Origin of the sequence: uncultured Pseudomonas sp., assembly GCF_913777995.1 — a bacterium.
Classification (GTDB): Bacteria; Pseudomonadota; Gammaproteobacteria; order Pseudomonadales; family Pseudomonadaceae; genus Aquipseudomonas.
On sequence record NZ_CAJYVE010000026.1, the window covers coordinates 17824 to 33428 of the forward strand.

A 15605-nucleotide genomic window follows, 5' to 3' on the forward strand; every position below is an offset into this window, starting at 1 on the left:
CGAATCTAAAGATCCAGGAAGTCGTCGTTGTCCTGATAATGGTTCAGCGCCTTCACGTAGTCGGCATACGTGGCATCAGGCTTGTGCTTCTGTGCCAGCATCACCACATCCACGAATGACTCGCCGGAATACAGATAACTGAGCGACTCGCGCCGAACGGATGGCGGATAGATTTCCTTATCGTCAATGACCTCGGGATATCCGGCAATAAAATAGCGAGCGCTGATCTCCAGCGCGTCACGGTCCTCGCCGTAAATACAGAAGTTATCGTCCTGTGTCCCGGACGCTTTGACAGCGTCGATGAGTTCGGCAAAGGAGTGGTACTGGTCTCGTGCAAGCATGTCATCACTCCGGCTACGAAGGCCTGCGCACGGCCTTGCCGCAGGCGCCTCACGTGTTTACTGGCCCCGTACGCACCGCTTGATGCCTATGAGCGAACAGGCTGTACAGGCTTCAGAGGGCTTTTGCGCGGCGGTAGCCGCGCTTGAAGGTCGACAGGCGATCAGGCCGAGGAGATTTCCTCGGCCCTTTCGGCACAGCTACGGCTGCGCACCGGGCAGTCGCTGGTGGCGTGGTGCAGGTTCAACGCCGTATTGATGATGCCGATATGACTGAACGCCTGCGGAAAATTGCCCAGCATGCGCTTGTCCTTGACGTCGTATTGCTCGGCCAGCAGCCCGACCTCGTTGCACAGCCCGCACAGCCGCTCGAACAGTGCCCGGGCTTCGTCCAGACGACCAAGCAGCACGTAGACGTCGGCCAGCCAGAACGAACAGACCAGGAAGGTCCCCTCGCCGCCCTTGACCCCATCGGCGCTGCGTTCGGCGTCGTAGCGCAGCAGCAGGCCGTCCTGCATCAGCTGGCGTTCGATCAGCGCCACGGTGCCGATCACTCGCGGATCATCGGCCGGCAGGAATCCGGTCAGGGCAATCTGCAACAGGCTGGCGTCGACTTCCTTGGCCCCGTAGAACTGTACGAAGCTGTTGAGTTCATGATCGAAGCCGTTGCGGCAGACATCTGCATGGATTTCTTCGGCCACCTGGCGGCAGCGTGCCGCCAGGCGACGGTCCCGATCACTGCCGGCGTTCTGGCTCAGTTGCCGGGCATTGCGGTCGAAGGCCACCCAGGCCATGACCTTGGAGTGGGTGAAATGCCGGGGTTCACAGCGGATCTCCCAGATACCGGCATCGGGCTGGCGCCAGACCTTTTCCAGATACGGCATCACCAGCCGGGTCATGCCGATACCTCGTGGATGCGGGGGCATGCCGCTGCGCATGGCGTGGGTCATGGCATCGGCCACTTCGCCGAACACGTCGAGCTGCACTTGCGTTGCCGCCCCATTGCCGACCCGTACGGGCTGGGAGTTTTCATAGCCGGACAACCATGGCAGTTCGTACTCCTGCAAGCGCCGCTCGCCACCCAGGCCGTACATGATCTGGATCTGCTCGGGGTTACCGGCAATCGAACGCAACAGCCAGTCGTGCCAGGCGGTGGCTTCCTCCAGATAACCCAGGTTGATGAACGCCAGCAGGGTCATGGTCGCGTCACGCAGCCAGCAGTAGCGATAGTCCCAGTTGCGCTCGCCGCCCAATTCTTCGGGCAGCGAGGTGGTGACCGCCGCCACGATGCCGCCGGTGGGTGCGTAGGTCATGGCCTTGAGGGTGATCAGCGAGCGCTTGACCTGCTCGCTCCACTCGCCGACTGGCGGGCAATGCCCGGAGAAGTCACGCCAGAAGCGGGTGGTGTGTTCATAGGCCTCGTCGACGTCCAGCGCCGGGCGCAGGCTTTCGTTGGAGGGCTGCCAGCCCAGGCAGAAGGTCTTGGTTTCACCGGCGGCGACCACGAAGCGGCTGCCGGTGTGGTGATCCCGGGGGTGCAGGTCGACCGGGCTGCGCAGCACCAGCATCTCCGGTCCGGCCACGGCAGTGAGGGTATGCGGCTCGCGGCGTTCCACCCAAGGTACGGTGCTGCCGTAGTCGAAGCGAATCGCCAAGTCCATGAGGAATTCCACCTGGCCTTCCAGTCCTACCACCCGGCGCACCACATCGCCCTGGGTGTCCATGGGCATGAAGTCCACCAGCATGGCGCGCCCGGTGGGCGTATGAAATTCGGTTTCCAGGGTCAGCGTGCCGTCCTGATAGCGCCGCTCGACACGCAGCACCTCGGCACTGGGGGCGATCTTCCAGCAGCCGTTGTCGCTGTCACCCAGCAGCGCGGCGAAGCAGGCCGGCGAATCGAAACGCGGAAAGCACAACCAGTCCAGCGAACCGTCACGTGATACCAGTGCGGCGGTCTTGCAGTTGCCTAGCAGGGCATAGTCTTCAATCAGTACGGCCATGGCAGATTATCCCTCTAGCGAACCCACTTCAGATTTCAACGCGGCAACAGATAACGCTCTATCGCCTGCACCACACCCTCCTCCACATTGCTGCCGGTGACCTGGTCGGCCCGGGCGCGCACGTCTTCACGCGCCTGCCCCATGGCGATGGACAGCCCGGCCACCTGGAACATCGCCAGGTCGTTGTGCCCGTCACCGATGGCCGCAGTCTGCTGCAGCCCGATGCCCAGGTGTTCGGCCAGCGCCTGCAGCGCGGCGCCCTTGTTGGCCTGCACGGCAGTAATGTCGAGGTAATAATCCTGGGAACGCGCCGCCAGGGCACGCCCCTGCAGACGCGCCGACAAGTCACCCTCAAGGCGCTTGAGCAAGTCGAAATCCGTACTGGAGGCCACGATCTTGTCGATGCGCGACAGGTACGGTTCGAAGCTGTCTACCGGCAATGGACCGTAACCCAGTGCGCTGCGTTCATGCTCGACGTACTCGCCCTGCTCATCGAGCAGCAGCCACTGGTCATCGGCGAACACCCAGACGTCGAGGTTTCGCGCGGCGAATTCGTCCAGGCACAGGCGCGCCGCCTGCGGGTCGATGGGGTGCGCCTGCAGCAGGCTGCCGTCGGGATTGACCAGGCTGCCGCCGTTGAATCCCGCGTACGGCAGGTCGATGCCCAGGGTCTCCACCACATGGCGCATGGCCCTGGGGGGACGGCTGCTGGCGACACTGAACGCCACCCCGGCCTCGCGCAGGCGCCTTACCGCGTCGATGGTCGCCGGGCTGAGCTGATGGTCAGGTTGCAATAACGTGCCGTCGAGGTCGGACAACAGCAGGCGGATGGGGCGCTGGAAAGAATCACCCATCGATCTGCCGCCATTCCCGGCCATCGTTGCGCAGCAGCTCGTCGGCCGCTTCCGGGCCACTGCCGCCAGCGATGTACGGCTGCACTTCCGGGTGCTTGGTCCAGGCGTCCAGGAACGGCTGCACGGCGCGCCAGCCGTTCTCGATGTTGTCGGCGCGCTGGAACAGCGTCTGGTCGCCGGTCAGGCAGTCATAGATCAGGGTTTCGTACCCGGTGGACGGGTGCATTTCGAAGAAGTCCTTGTAGGCGAAGCCCAGAGCGATGTCTTCCATGTCCAGGGTCGGGCCGGGACGCTTGGCGAACAGGTCGAACCACATGCCCTCGTTGGGCTGGATCTGGATGCGCAGGAAGTTGGGCCGCAGGCGGTCCACTTCGGTGTCGCGGAACTGCGCATAGGGCGCAGGCTTGAAGCAGATGGCGATTTCCGTGCTGCGCGTGCTCAGGCGCTTGCCGGTGCGCAGGTAGAACGGCACGCCCACCCAGCGCCAGTTGTCGATCATCACCTTCAGCGCCACGTAGGTCTCGGTGTTGCTGTCTGGCTCGATGCGCTCTTCCTGGCGGTAGCCGGCCAGCCCGGCGCTCTTGTTCTCGGTGTACTGGCCGCGTACCGAGTTGGCCAGCGCTTCCATCTCGCTCCAGGGCCGGATGGCACCGACCACCTTGGCTTTCTCGCCACGCACCGCATCGGCACCAAAAGCCGCTGGCGGCTCCATGGCCACCATGGCCAGCAGCTGGAACAGGTGATTGGGCACCATGTCCCGCAGGGCGCCGGTGTTCTCGTAGAAACCGGCACGGGTACCGACCCCCACGGTTTCCGCCGCAGTGATCTGCACGTGATCGATGTAGTGGTTGTTCCAGAACGACTCGAACAGGCCGTTGGAGAAGCGGCTGACCAGAATGTTCTGGACGGTCTCCTTGCCCAGGTAATGGTCGATGCGATAGATCTGTCGCTCGCTCATGACCTTGAGCAGGCATTCGTTGAGGGCTACGGCGCTGGGCAGGTCCGAACCGAACGGCTTCTCTACCACCACGCGGCGAAACACCCCGTCGTCTTCCTGCAACAGCCCGGCCTTGCCCAGGCGTTGCGCGACTTCCGCGAAGAAGCGCGGCGCGGTGGCCAGGTAGAACGCCGCATTGCCGGTCGCGGTCTGCTCGATGCGCTCGCCGATGGCCTGATAGGTCGCATCGTCGAGGAAATCGCCCTGGATGTAGCTGATGCGCTTGGCCAGGCGGCCCCACAGCCGGGGGTCGAGCACCTCGCCCCCTTCAGCGTTCTTCTTCGCCCCCTCCTCGCGGATGAAGGCCTCCAGCTTGGCGGTGTATTCCTGGTCGGTGGCGGCGTTATGGTCGACGCCGACGATATGCAGGTTGTCGTCCACCAGGCCGTCGCGGGTCAGGTTGTACAGCGCTGGCATCAGCAAGCGCTTGACCAGGTCGCCATGAGCGCCGAACAGAAACAGGGTGGTCGGTGGAGCGACCTGCGGAGACTTCTCGGATTCGGAGCTCGGCGACAGACCCATTACTTGACCTCCTTGTGCCCACCGAAACCGAAGCGCATCGCCGACAGCACCTTGTCGGCATAGGTGGCCTGCTGTCGCGAACGGAAGCGCGCGAACAATGCACTGGACAGTACCGGCGCCGGAACCGCCTGCTCGATGGCCGCCTCGATGGTCCAGCGCCCTTCGCCGCTGTCGGCGACGGAGCCAGAGTAGGCATCCAGGTTCGGGTCACTGGCCAGGGCGTCGGCGGTCAGGTCCAGCAACCACGACGACACCACGCTGCCGCGCCGCCAGACTTCGGCGATATCGGCGACATTCAGATCGAAGCGCTGCTCCGGGGGCAGGTGCTCGGAATTCTTCTGCTTGAGAATGTCGAAGCCCTCGGCGAAGGCCTGCATCATCCCGTACTCGATGCCGTTGTGGATCATCTTCACGTAATGACCAGAACCGGCCGGGCCGGCATGAATGTAGCCCTGCTCGGCACGGGGGTCAGCGGAGTTGCGGTCGCGGGTGCGCGGAATGTCGCCGATGCCCGGCGCCAGGGTGGCGAACAGCGGGTCGAGGCGTTCGACGATGGCCGCTTCGCCGCCGATCATCATGCAGTAGCCGCGCTCCAGGCCCCACACGCCACCGGAGGTGCCGACATCGACATAGTGCAGGTCCTTGAGCATCAGCGCCTGCGCACGGCGGATGTCGTCCTTGTAGAAGGTGTTGCCGCCGTCGATGATCACGTCGTTCGGCTCCAGCAGCTGGCTCAGGGCCTCGATGGTCTGCTCGGTAGGCTCTCCGGCGGGCAGCATGACCCACACCGCACGCGGTGCCTGGAGCGCGGCCACCAGGCCGGCCAGGTCGGCTGCGGCCGTGGCACCTTCGGCGGCCAGGGTGTTACGCGAGGATTCGTCGCGGTCATAGACCACGGTGCTGTGGCCGGCCTTCATCAAGCGTCTGGCGATATTGCCGCCCATGCGGCCCAATCCAACGATCCCGAGTTGCATGAAGTGCTGCTCCTGGTACGAAATTTCAAAAGTAGGAATGCTTCACGTTATACGAAGCTTCAAGGCATGCAACTTAGTGTTACAGCGCCGCGCCAGGGTTCCCGGCGGGTGGAAATCCGTCATCGCGCCCGATTTCAGGGGCGTTGGCGGAAAATGAAGAAAAAGTCACCTGACCATGAAAAATAAAAAAGTTCCATTGTCGGGCAAAAGAAATCAGAATCGGAGCCGATAGAGGGGACGAGCAGCGGCTGGTCGGGGATCGATAGTCATTGCCAAGAGCCTTTCTGACGTTGAAACCGCCATTTGCGAGGTAAGCAATGGGTACTTTACTGCCAGCACTTGCACCACAAACCCTGTATGTCACCATCCGCCGCGACGAGCTGCGCGCCCTCAAAGAAGAACGCGCCCAGTTGCAGCACAAGCTCACCCAGATGACCCGCCTGCTGGAACAGTCCCAGTTCGGTGGTCCGGACAAGGCCCTGGCCTGATCCCGCTTCCCGGCAGGCTCAAACAGCCTGCCACCGCCCTTCCCGGCCCGCGTCTACGGGCCGTTCGAAGCCATCGGCTTCAGAAGCTTCAGAGCCCCTTCTGCCAGAACAGCGCCCGCCCCATCTGCGGATCCAGCTGATAATCGTCGAAACCCTGCCTGCGATACGCCGCCTGCGCCGCCTCGTTGCCTTCCAGCACTTCCAGGGTCAGCTTGCAGCAACCGCGCTGCCGGGCGATCTCCTCGACCTTGGCGAGCATCTTCTGGCTGATGCCCAGGCCGCGATGGCTGTGCAGCACGACCACGTCATGAATGTTGACCAGCGGCCGGCAGGCGAACGTGGAGAAGCCTTCGAAGCAGTTGACCAGACCCACCGGCTCGCCAGCGACGAACGCCAGTACACTGAACGCATGGGGACGCTTGGCCAGCTCACTGGCCAGTTGCTCGCGGATATCGGCTGGCAGCGACTGCCCACCGCCCATGACATCTTCGGCATAGTGGTTCAGCATTTCACCGATCGCATCGGCATGAACCGGATTGGTGTAGCTTGCTTGCAGGACCAGCACCTCAGGGCTTTGCATTGTCTTCCTCGATTCGAATCATGTGCTTCCGAGCTTGCTCGGCCGGCGATTCTAACGCGTCCTTGATGACTGTATTCCAATCGTTACGTAGGAATTTTCGACACGTGCACAAGAATCGCGCTCGATGTGCCCTGTGAAAAGGCATAGGAAATCATCGCGCACTCAACATGCCCCGCTGACGCTCACGCCCGCCCCGGTATCGGGCACCTGCCGACCCGATCCGACGACCGGTCGTCGCCTCCACGATGGCCTCTGCCCCGGCACTCTTGGGTGCAGTTCACCGGCTGCCTACCACACAAATGCGTATGCCCGTCGACCGCCAAGGCGCATGCCAGACATTTCGGCATAAAAAAGTCGAAACTTCTGAAAAACCGCCGGGTCATCTTCTTAGACACGCCTATGCTGAGGGATGACCTCGTAATCGGTGTCATCACCCTGTCCTTGAAGCTGCGGTAGACAGCAAAACGGGTATTGATCTTGCGTGACCTAGTGCACTGGGCCATAGGACCTGGCCGGAAGCACGCACGAAGCTGCAAACACACTGAGATTCAACGGGAGAACACGATGATAAGCGCCGCTGTGAAAACCCATCAGGGAGAGAGTTTTGGTCAGCCGGCCGGCGAGCTGAATCATCTACCACTACTGGGCAGGCCCCAGATGCCAGTACTTCACCTTCCCACCACACCCCAACTGCCAGAACACAGCATCTCGCAGGCCAATCGCCGCAAGGTGCTGTTCGTGACCTCGGAAATGGCCGACCTGGTGAAAACCGGCGGCCTGGGCGACGTGTCCGCTGCCCTGCCGCGGGCCATGCGCCACTTGCATGACGTACGCGTGCTGATCCCCGGCTACCCGCAGGTCATCAACAGCGGCAACCCGATCCACATCATCAGTTCCCTGGGCGGCCATGCCGCCCTGCCGCCGTGCAAGATCGGCCGCATGGACATGAAGGACGGGCTGGTCATCTATGTGCTGATCTGCCCTGAACTGTACGAGCGTGAAGGCACCCCTTATGGCGACAGCCATGGCCGCGACTGGTCGGACAACCACATCCGCTTCGCCCGCCTGGGCCTGGCGGCGGCCGAGTTCGCCGCTGGTGCGGTGAAAACCCAATGGTGCCCGGAGCTGGTGCACGCCCATGACTGGCCTGCCGGCCTGGCCCCGGCCTACATGCGCTGGCGCGGCCAGGACACGCCAAGCATCTTCACCATCCACAACCTGGCCTACCAAGGCACCGTCAGCCCCACCGTCGCGCCTGAACTGGGCATTCCCGAGCAGGCCATGACCCCCGACGGCATGGAGTTCTACGGCAAGCTGTCGTTCATCAAGGCCGGCATGGCCTACGCCAGCCACATCACCACGGTGAGTGCCACTTATGCCCGGGAGATCACCACCCCGGCCTTCGGGTGTGGCCTGGAAGGCTTCCTGCAGAGCAAGGCCGACAAAGGTCAGCTCAGCGGCATCCCCAACGGTATCGACGCCAGCTGGGATGCGGCCACCGACAAGCATTTGATCTGCCACTTCGCGCCCAATGAATGGCTGCGCAAGGAAATCAACGCCGACTACGTTCGTGAACTGTTCGAACTGGAGCCTTCCAAAGGCCCGTTGTTCGCCGTGGTCTCGCGGCTGGTCTACCAGAAGGGCCTGGACCTGACCATCGGTGTGGCCGAACACATCGTCGCCAAGGGCGGCCAGATCGCCATTATCGGTCGCGGCGAACCCGAGGAAGAACAGGCCATGCGGGACCTGGCAGCGCGCTTCCCCGGCCGCATCAGCGTGCGCGTAGGCTTCAACGAAACCGATGCACGGCGCATGTTCGCCGGCAGCGACTTCCTGCTCATGCCGTCGCGCTACGAGCCCTGCGGCCTGAGCCAGATGTACGCCCAGCGCTTCGGCTCGCTGCCCGTGGCCCGCAACACCGGCGGCCTGGCCGACACCATCGAGGATGGCGTCACCGGCTTCCTGTTCGACGAGTCCACCGTCGAGAGCTACACCGAAGCGCTGAACCGGGCCTTCAAGGTCTTCGACAACACGGCACTGCTCAACGCCATGCGCTGCCGCGCCATGGCCGCGCCGTTCAACTGGCAGCAAGCCGTGGAACCCTATGCCGAGCTGTACCGGGAGCTGCTGAAGAAAAACCTGGGTGTCGCCCTGCACTACTGAAATCGATGAGGTCACGGATGCCACTGCGTACAGAACCTGACTGGCGCCACGGCGCCGTTCTACTGGACCCGCAACACACGCGTTTCGCCCTCTGGGCACCGGATGCGCAGGAAGTTTCTCTGGTTCTGGACGACGGTCAGCGGCTGGCGATGCCGGCCCTGGCTGATGGCTGGTTCGTCCTGGAAGCCGCCTGCAGTGCCGGCACGGGTTATCGCTTCGCCATCGACCAGCGCCTCGAAGTGCCTGACCCTGCCTCCAGGGCGCAGAACGGCGACGTGCATACGTCCAGCCGGGTCGTCGACCCTGCCGCTTACGCCTGGCAGCACAGCACCTGGCAAGGCAGGCCCTGGCACGAGGCAATCATCTACGAACTGCACGTCGGCGCCCTGGGCGGCTACGCCGGCGTCGAGCGGCAACTGCCGCGCCTGGCGGCCCTGGGCATCACGGCCATCGAGCTGATGCCGCTGGCGCAGTTCCCCGGCGACCGCAACTGGGGCTACGACGGCGTGCTGCCCTATGCGCCGCAGGCCTCCTACGGCACGCCCGAACAACTCAAGCAGCTCATCGATACCGCCCACGGCCTGGGGCTGATGGTCATTCTCGACGTGGTCTATAACCACTTCGGCCCCGACGGCAACTACCTGGGCGAGTACGCCAGGGAGTTCTTCCGCGAAGACATCCATACGCCTTGGGGCGCCGCTATCGATTTTCGTCGGCCCGAAGTGCGCCGTTACTTCATCGACAACGCACTGATGTGGCTCAACGAGTACCGCTTCGACGGCCTGCGCATGGACGCCGTGCACGCCATCAACGACCCGCAGTTTCTCAAGGACTTTGCCCGCCAGGTGCGCGCGGCCATCGAGCCGGGCCGCCATGTATGGCTGAACCTGGAGAACGAATTCAATCAGGCCGGCCTGCTGGAGGAAGGCTTCGATGCGCAGTGGAACGACGATGGCCATAACACCCTGCACGTCCTGTTGACCGGCGAAACCGACGCCTACTACCAGGACTTCGCCCAGCAACCGACACGCAAGCTGGCAAGACTGCTCAGCGAAGGTTTCGTTTACCAGGGCCAGGCCAATCGCCATGGCGAAGCGCGCGGCGAGCCCAGTGCGCACCTGCCTCCCACGGCCTTCGTGCTGTTCCTGCAGAACCACGACCAGATCGGCAACCGCGCCCTGGGCGAGCGCCTGCCACGCCTGGCACCGGCGCAGGCGCTGCAGGCGGCCACCGCGCTGCTGTTGCTGGCGCCGATGATTCCGCTGATGTTCATGGGCGATGAGTGGGCCGCCAGCGAGCCCTTCCTGTTCTTCACCAGCCACCATGGCGAGCTGGCCGATGCGGTGCGCGAAGGCCGTCGCAACGAATTCGCCGACTTCGCGGCCTTCAACGATCCACAGCGCCGCGAAGCGATTCCCGACCCCAACGACCCACACACCTTCGAGGCCTCACGCCCGGCCCTGGCGGCACTCGACCTGGAAACCGACCAGGGCCTGGAGCACCGCCAGTGGCTGGCGCTCTACCAGCAGCTGCTGCAGATCCGCCATGCCGAGATCATTCCGCGCCTGCCCGGCGCCTTCGCCCTGGGCACCGAAGTGCTCGCCGATGGCGCGGTCAGCGCACGCTGGCGCATGGGCGATGGCCAGGTGCTGCGCATCGATCTGAACCTTGGCGCACAACCGCTCGCCCTGCCGCGCCCGGCGGCCGAACGCTACCTGTGGCGCAGCCCGGCACATTCGACAGAACCTTCGCAACACGGTGTCCTCGAACCCTGGACGGCCATTGTCAGCCTGTCGCAGCAAGACTCAGCGGAGATTCAGGATGAGCAATGAGCAACTGGAGAAACTGGCGACCGCAGTGGGTGTGTCGGTGCATTGGGTCGACGCCAACGCCCGCCCGCAGACCGTCAGCCCCGAAGTGTTGTGCAACGTACTCGAAGCCCTCGGCTACCCGGCCGGCAGCCGCGAAGCCATCGACGCCAGCCTGCAGCGCCTGCAGACCGAACGCCACGGTGGCAGCGCCCCGCCGCTGCTGACCGTCGACGCTGACAGCCCCCTGAACCTGTCGGCCTGGTTCGCCCCGCATACTCCGTTCACCCTGCACCTGGAAGACGGTGCCTCGATCAACTCGGCGCTGGATGCTGACGCCGTGTTGCCGGCTCTGGCGCCGGTGGGCTATCAGCAACTGGAGATCGATGGCCAGCAGTTGACCATCGCCGTGGCACCACGCACCTGCTACAGCATGGCCATGGCCTGCGACGATGACACCCCACGGGCCTGGGGCCTGACCACTCAGGTCTACAGCCTGCGCCGTGAAGGTGACGGCGGGTTCGGTGATACCCAGGCCCTGGAGAACCTGGTGCGCAGCGCCGGTGAACGCGGCGCCGACGCCCTGGCGATCAGCCCGATGCACGCGATGTTCGCCGACGACCCGCAGCGCTACAGCCCCTACTCGCCTTCCAGCCGACTGTTTTTCAATGCGCTGTACGCCTCCCCCGGCACCCTGCTCGGCGAACGCGCCTGGCGCCAGGCCATCGAAGACAGTGGCGTGGCCGACGAGTTGCAGCGCCTTGAAGCGTTGCCGCTGATCGACTGGCCAGCGGCGGCCGCCGCCAAATGGCGGGCCCTGCGCAAGCTCTACGAGGCGTTCAGTGCCGGCACGCATCCCTTGCAGGAGGACTTCACCAGCTTCCGCCACGCCGGTGGCGAAGCCCTGGAGAATCACTGCCGTTTCGAAGCCATTCGCGAGTCCGCCGCCAGCCTGAACATCAGCGCCAACTGGCACGAATGGCCGGAAGATTTCAAGCAGCCGCGCAGCCAGGCGGTATCGCTGTTCGCCGCCGCCCACGCGGGAGGCATCGGCTTTCACGCCTTCGTGCAATGGCTGATCGCCCGCGGCCTGGAGCGCACCCAGACCGCCGCCCGTGCCGCCGGCATGCGCATCGGCCTGATCGCTGACCTGGCCGTGGGTGCCGATGGCGCCGGCAGCCAGGCCTGGAGCCGCCAGGACGAGTTGCTCTCGGCGCTCACCGTAGGCGCGCCACCGGACGTGCTCAACCGCCAGGGGCAGAGCTGGGGCATCTCGGCGTTTTCGCCCGAAGGTCTCAAGCGCAATGGCTTTCGTGCCTTCATCGAGATGCTGCGGGCCAGCTTCGCGCATGCCGGCGGGCTGCGTATCGACCACGTGATGGGCCTGCAACGCCTGTGGGTGATCCCGGTCGGCGCGTCGCCCAAGGAAGGCGCCTACCTCAATTTTCCGCTGGACGACATGCTGCGCCTGCTGTGCCTGGAGTCCTGGCGGCACAAGGCGATCGTGCTCGGCGAAGACCTCGGCACGGTGCCCGAAGGCTTGCATGACAAGCTGTCGAGCCGCGCCATTCTCGGCATGCGCGTCTTGCTGTTCGAACAGCAGCATGGCCAGTTCAAGCCGATTCTCGACTGGTCTGCCGATGCCCTGGCCACCACCAGCACCCACGACCTGCCGACCCTGGCCGGCTGGATCAACGAGCTGGACATCGAGTGGCACAGCCGCCTGGGGCACGTCGACGCCAAGGCCGAGCGCCACTGGCGTGAAGAGCGCAGCCGCGAATACGACGGCCTGCGCCATGCCCTGAGCCAGAACAACCAAGGCTTTGCGGCTGACACCGAGGACAGCGCGCTGATCATCGATGCCAGCATCCGTTACCTGGGGCATACCCGCGCGCCGCTGGTGCTGCTGCCGATCGAAGATGCCCTGGGCGTGCTGGAGCAGGCCAACCTGCCGGGCACGATAGACAGCCATCCCAACTGGCGGCGCCGACTGCCCGCCGCCAGCCACACCCTGCTGGACCAGGAAGACGCTGCCCGACGCCTGGAACTGCTTTCCCAGGCGCGTCAGCAAGCTGCGGAGCGTGACCGATGAACCCCCACCCCCCCATGACTCTGCGTGCCACCCAACGCCTGCAGTTCCACAAAGGCTTCACCCTCGACGACGCCGTCGAATGGGTGCCCTACTTCGCCAGCCTGGGCATCAGCCACCTCTATGCGTCGCCGCTGCTCAAGGCCAGGGCCGGCTCGATGCACGGTTACGATGTGGTCGACCCAACCCTGATCAACCCCGAACTGGGCGGCGAAGACGCCCTGCGCCGCCTGGTGGCGACCCTGCGCGAGCACGGCATGGGGCTGATTCTCGATATCGTCTCCAACCACATGGCGGTCGGCGGTGCCGACAACCCCTGGTGGCTGGACCTGCTGGAATGGGGGCGCGGCAGCCCCTATGCGAGCTTCTTCGACATCCAGTGGCACTCGCCAGACCCGCTGCTCAAGGGCCAGCTGCTGCTGCCGTTTCTCGGCAGCGACTACGGTGCCGCGCTGCAGGCCGGGGAGATCCCGTTGCGCCTGGATGCCGCGGCCGGGCGCCTGTACATCGAGCATTACGAGCACCACTTCCCGATCTGCCCCACCAGCTATGGCGCCGTGTTCAAGGGCTGTGGCGATGACGGGCTGCAGACCCTGGCAGAGGCATTCGACGCGCTGGCGGAATTTCCTCAAGCCTATGAGCGAGCACGGCAACTGCGCCACAAGCTGACCGAGCGCCTGCGCGATCCGGCGGCCGCCAAGGCCGCGCAACAGGCCCTGGAACGCTTCGACTCACGCCAGCCCGAGGGTTTCCAGCGCCTGCATCGGTTGCTCGAGGACCAGCATTACCGGCTGGCCAGCTGGCGCACCGCCGGCGATGACATCAACTGGCGGCGCTTCTTCGATATCAACGAACTGGGCGGCTTGCGCGTCGAACGCCCGGCAGTGTTCGAGGCCACCCACGGCAAGATCTTCCAGCTGGTCGCCGAGGGCCTGGTGGACGGCCTGCGTATCGACCACGTCGACGGTCTGGCCGACCCACGTGGCTACTGCCGCAAGCTGCGCCGTCGTGTGCAGGGCCTGCTGGCCCAGCGGCCGGAAGAGGCGCGCCTCGAACACCTGCCGATCTATGTCGAAAAGATCCTCGGCGCCGACGAAAGCCTGCGCCAGGATTGGGGCGTGGACGGCACCACCGGCTACGAATTCATGAACCAGGTGTCGCTGCTGCAACACGATCCGGACGGCGAGGCGCCACTGGCTGAACTGTGGAGCCGCATCAGCGAACGCAGCGCCTGCTTCGCCGACGAGGAACGGGTGGCCCGCGACCTGGTGTTGCATGGCAGCCTGGCCGGCGATTTCGAAAATGTCGCCCAGGCCTTGCTGCAAGTGGCACGCAGCGACCTGATGAGCCGCGACCTGACCTTGGGCGCGATCCGTCGCGCACTCTTGGCCCTGGTCTGCCATTTTCCGGTGTACCGCACCTACATCAGCGTGTGCGGTCGCAGCCGCGAAGACGAACGCGTCTTCCAGCAGGCCCTGGAGGGCGCGCGCAATACCCTGAACGAAGGTGACTGGCCGGTACTCGACTGGCTGCAGCGCTGGTTGGGCGGCACTGCCTGGCGTTCGCTGCCCAGAGGCAAGCTGCGCAAGCTGTACCGCAACGCCTGCGTGCGCTTCCAGCAGTTGACCTCGCCAGTGGCCGCCAAATCGGTGGAAGACACCTCGTTCTATCGCTCGGCGGTGCTGCTGTCGCGCAACGACGTAGGCTTCCATCCAGGGCACTTCAGCGCCTCGCCCGAGGCGTTTCACCAGGCCTGCCAGCAACGCCTGGCACAGTTCCCCGACAACCTGCTGGCCACCGCCACCCACGATCACAAGCGCGGCGAGGACACCCGTGCGCGCCTGGCGGTGCTCAGCGAGCTGGCCGGCTGGTACGGCGAGCAGGTCGAGCGCTGGCGCCAGCTGGCACAGCCGCTCAAGGACGGCGACGTGCTCATCAGTGGTGGCGACGAACTGATGCTCTACCAGGCGCTGCTGGGCAGTTGGCCGCTGGAGCTTGAAGGCGAGGCGGCGACCCGGGAATACCTGGAACGCCTGCTGCGCTGGCAGGAAAAGGCCCTGCGCGAAGCCAAGCTGCAGAGCAGTTGGTCGGCGCCCAACCAGGCCTATGAAAGTGCCTGCCGCGGCTTTCTGGAACGCCTGCTGCTGGCCGACGAAGCCCAGTCGCTGCGTCAGTCGCTGGGCGCCACGGCGCAGCGCATCGCTGTGGCTGGCGCGCTGAACAGCCTGACCCAGGCGCTGCTGCGCGTGACCGTACCCGGCGTGCCCGACCTTTACCAGGGTGCCGAGTTCTGGGACTTCAGCCTGGTCGACCCGGATAATCGCCGCCCGGTGGACTACGGCCTGCGCCGCCAGGCACTGGCAGAGCAAGGCTCGGCGGCCGAGCTGCTGAGCCACTGGCGCAATGGCCACATCAAACAGGTGCTCATTGCCAGGGCCTTGCAGCAACGCGCCGCGCACCCCGAGCTGTTCGCCAGGGGCGACTATGTACCGCTTCAGGTCAGCGGCCAGCATGCCGCGCAGGTGCTGGCCTTCGCTCGTGTGGCTGAAGGCCAGCGGGCCATCGTGATCGTGCCGCGCACTTTCTCTGAACTATTGGGGACTGCGCCAACTCCATTCATACAGGCCGATAGCTGGGGCGACACGCGGATTGCGCTGCCCTTCGCCGAACCTGGTCGGACCTGGCAAGGCCTGTTCGGCGAACGTCTGGCCATGAGCGATAAGGAGCTGCCGCTCAGCACAGCGCTCAAGGAATTTTCCGTAAACCTGTTCATTCAAAACCAGTGATACCCG

At 64.6% G+C, this 15605-nt stretch carries 11 protein-coding genes; 5 read left to right on the forward strand and 6 right to left on the reverse strand.

From position 1 onward, the window contains the following. Positions 1 to 5 precede the first annotated feature (5 nt). The 5 genes from QZ497_RS11610 to gnd form a co-directional block, all read right to left on the reverse strand. Positions 6 to 341, reverse strand: a complete 336-nt coding sequence (locus tag QZ497_RS11610; protein ID WP_295474685.1) for a hypothetical protein — start codon at positions 339 to 341, stop codon at positions 6 to 8. Between the two features lie 161 nt (positions 342 to 502). Further along, positions 503 to 2338, reverse strand: a complete 1836-nt coding sequence (locus tag QZ497_RS11615) for a glycoside hydrolase family 15 protein (protein ID WP_295474688.1) — start codon at positions 2336 to 2338, stop codon at positions 503 to 505. 35 nt (positions 2339 to 2373) lie between these two features. Then, positions 2374 to 3192: an HAD family hydrolase gene (locus QZ497_RS11620; protein WP_295474691.1), complete on the reverse strand. Its 819-nt coding sequence runs from the start codon at positions 3190 to 3192 to the stop codon at positions 2374 to 2376. Next, a complete protein-coding gene (zwf, locus tag QZ497_RS11625) occupies positions 3185 to 4711 on the reverse strand; it encodes a glucose-6-phosphate dehydrogenase (RefSeq protein ID WP_295474693.1) in 1527 nt (508 codons plus the stop codon). The genes QZ497_RS11620 and zwf overlap by 8 nt, the downstream gene beginning before the upstream one ends. Then, entirely contained in the window at positions 4711 to 5709 is a 999-nt protein-coding gene (gnd, locus tag QZ497_RS11630; protein ID WP_295474830.1) for a phosphogluconate dehydrogenase (NAD(+)-dependent, decarboxylating), read from the reverse strand. The genes zwf and gnd overlap by 1 nt, the downstream gene beginning before the upstream one ends. 293 nt (positions 5710 to 6002) lie before the next feature. On the opposite strand from gnd, the gene QZ497_RS11635 reads away from it, so the two are divergent. After that, on the forward strand, positions 6003 to 6173 hold the full coding sequence (locus tag QZ497_RS11635; protein WP_295474695.1) for a DUF6026 family protein: 171 nt from the start codon (positions 6003 to 6005) through the stop codon (positions 6171 to 6173). An 88-nt stretch (positions 6174 to 6261) separates the two neighbouring features. Here the strand turns inward: QZ497_RS11635 and QZ497_RS11640 are convergent, their stop codons facing one another. After that, positions 6262 to 6753 (reverse strand): GNAT family N-acetyltransferase, encoded by a 492-nt coding sequence (locus QZ497_RS11640; RefSeq protein ID WP_295474698.1) that lies wholly within the window; start codon positions 6751 to 6753, stop codon positions 6262 to 6264. Positions 6754 to 7317: 564 nt separating this feature from the next. Here QZ497_RS11640 and glgA point away from each other — a divergent pair. From glgA to QZ497_RS11660, 4 genes are read left to right on the forward strand one after another with little or no spacing between them, the layout of a single operon-like run. After that, complete coding sequence (glgA, locus tag QZ497_RS11645; RefSeq protein WP_295474701.1) at positions 7318 to 8916, forward strand: glycogen synthase GlgA; 1599 nt, start codon at positions 7318 to 7320, stop codon at positions 8914 to 8916. A gap of 17 nt (positions 8917 to 8933) precedes the next feature. Next, the gene (gene treZ, locus QZ497_RS11650) at positions 8934 to 10748 is read left to right on the forward strand and encodes a malto-oligosyltrehalose trehalohydrolase (RefSeq protein WP_295474704.1); all 1815 of its coding nucleotides are present in this window, start codon (positions 8934 to 8936) and stop codon (positions 10746 to 10748) included. After that, positions 10738 to 12816 (forward strand): 4-alpha-glucanotransferase, encoded by a 2079-nt coding sequence (malQ, locus tag QZ497_RS11655; protein ID WP_295474707.1) that lies wholly within the window; start codon positions 10738 to 10740, stop codon positions 12814 to 12816. The genes treZ and malQ overlap by 11 nt, the downstream gene beginning before the upstream one ends. Then, complete coding sequence (locus QZ497_RS11660; RefSeq protein WP_295474710.1) at positions 12813 to 15599, forward strand: malto-oligosyltrehalose synthase; 2787 nt, start codon at positions 12813 to 12815, stop codon at positions 15597 to 15599. Before malQ ends, QZ497_RS11660 begins: the two co-directional genes overlap by 4 nt. The last annotated feature ends 6 nt before the right edge of the window (positions 15600 to 15605 follow it).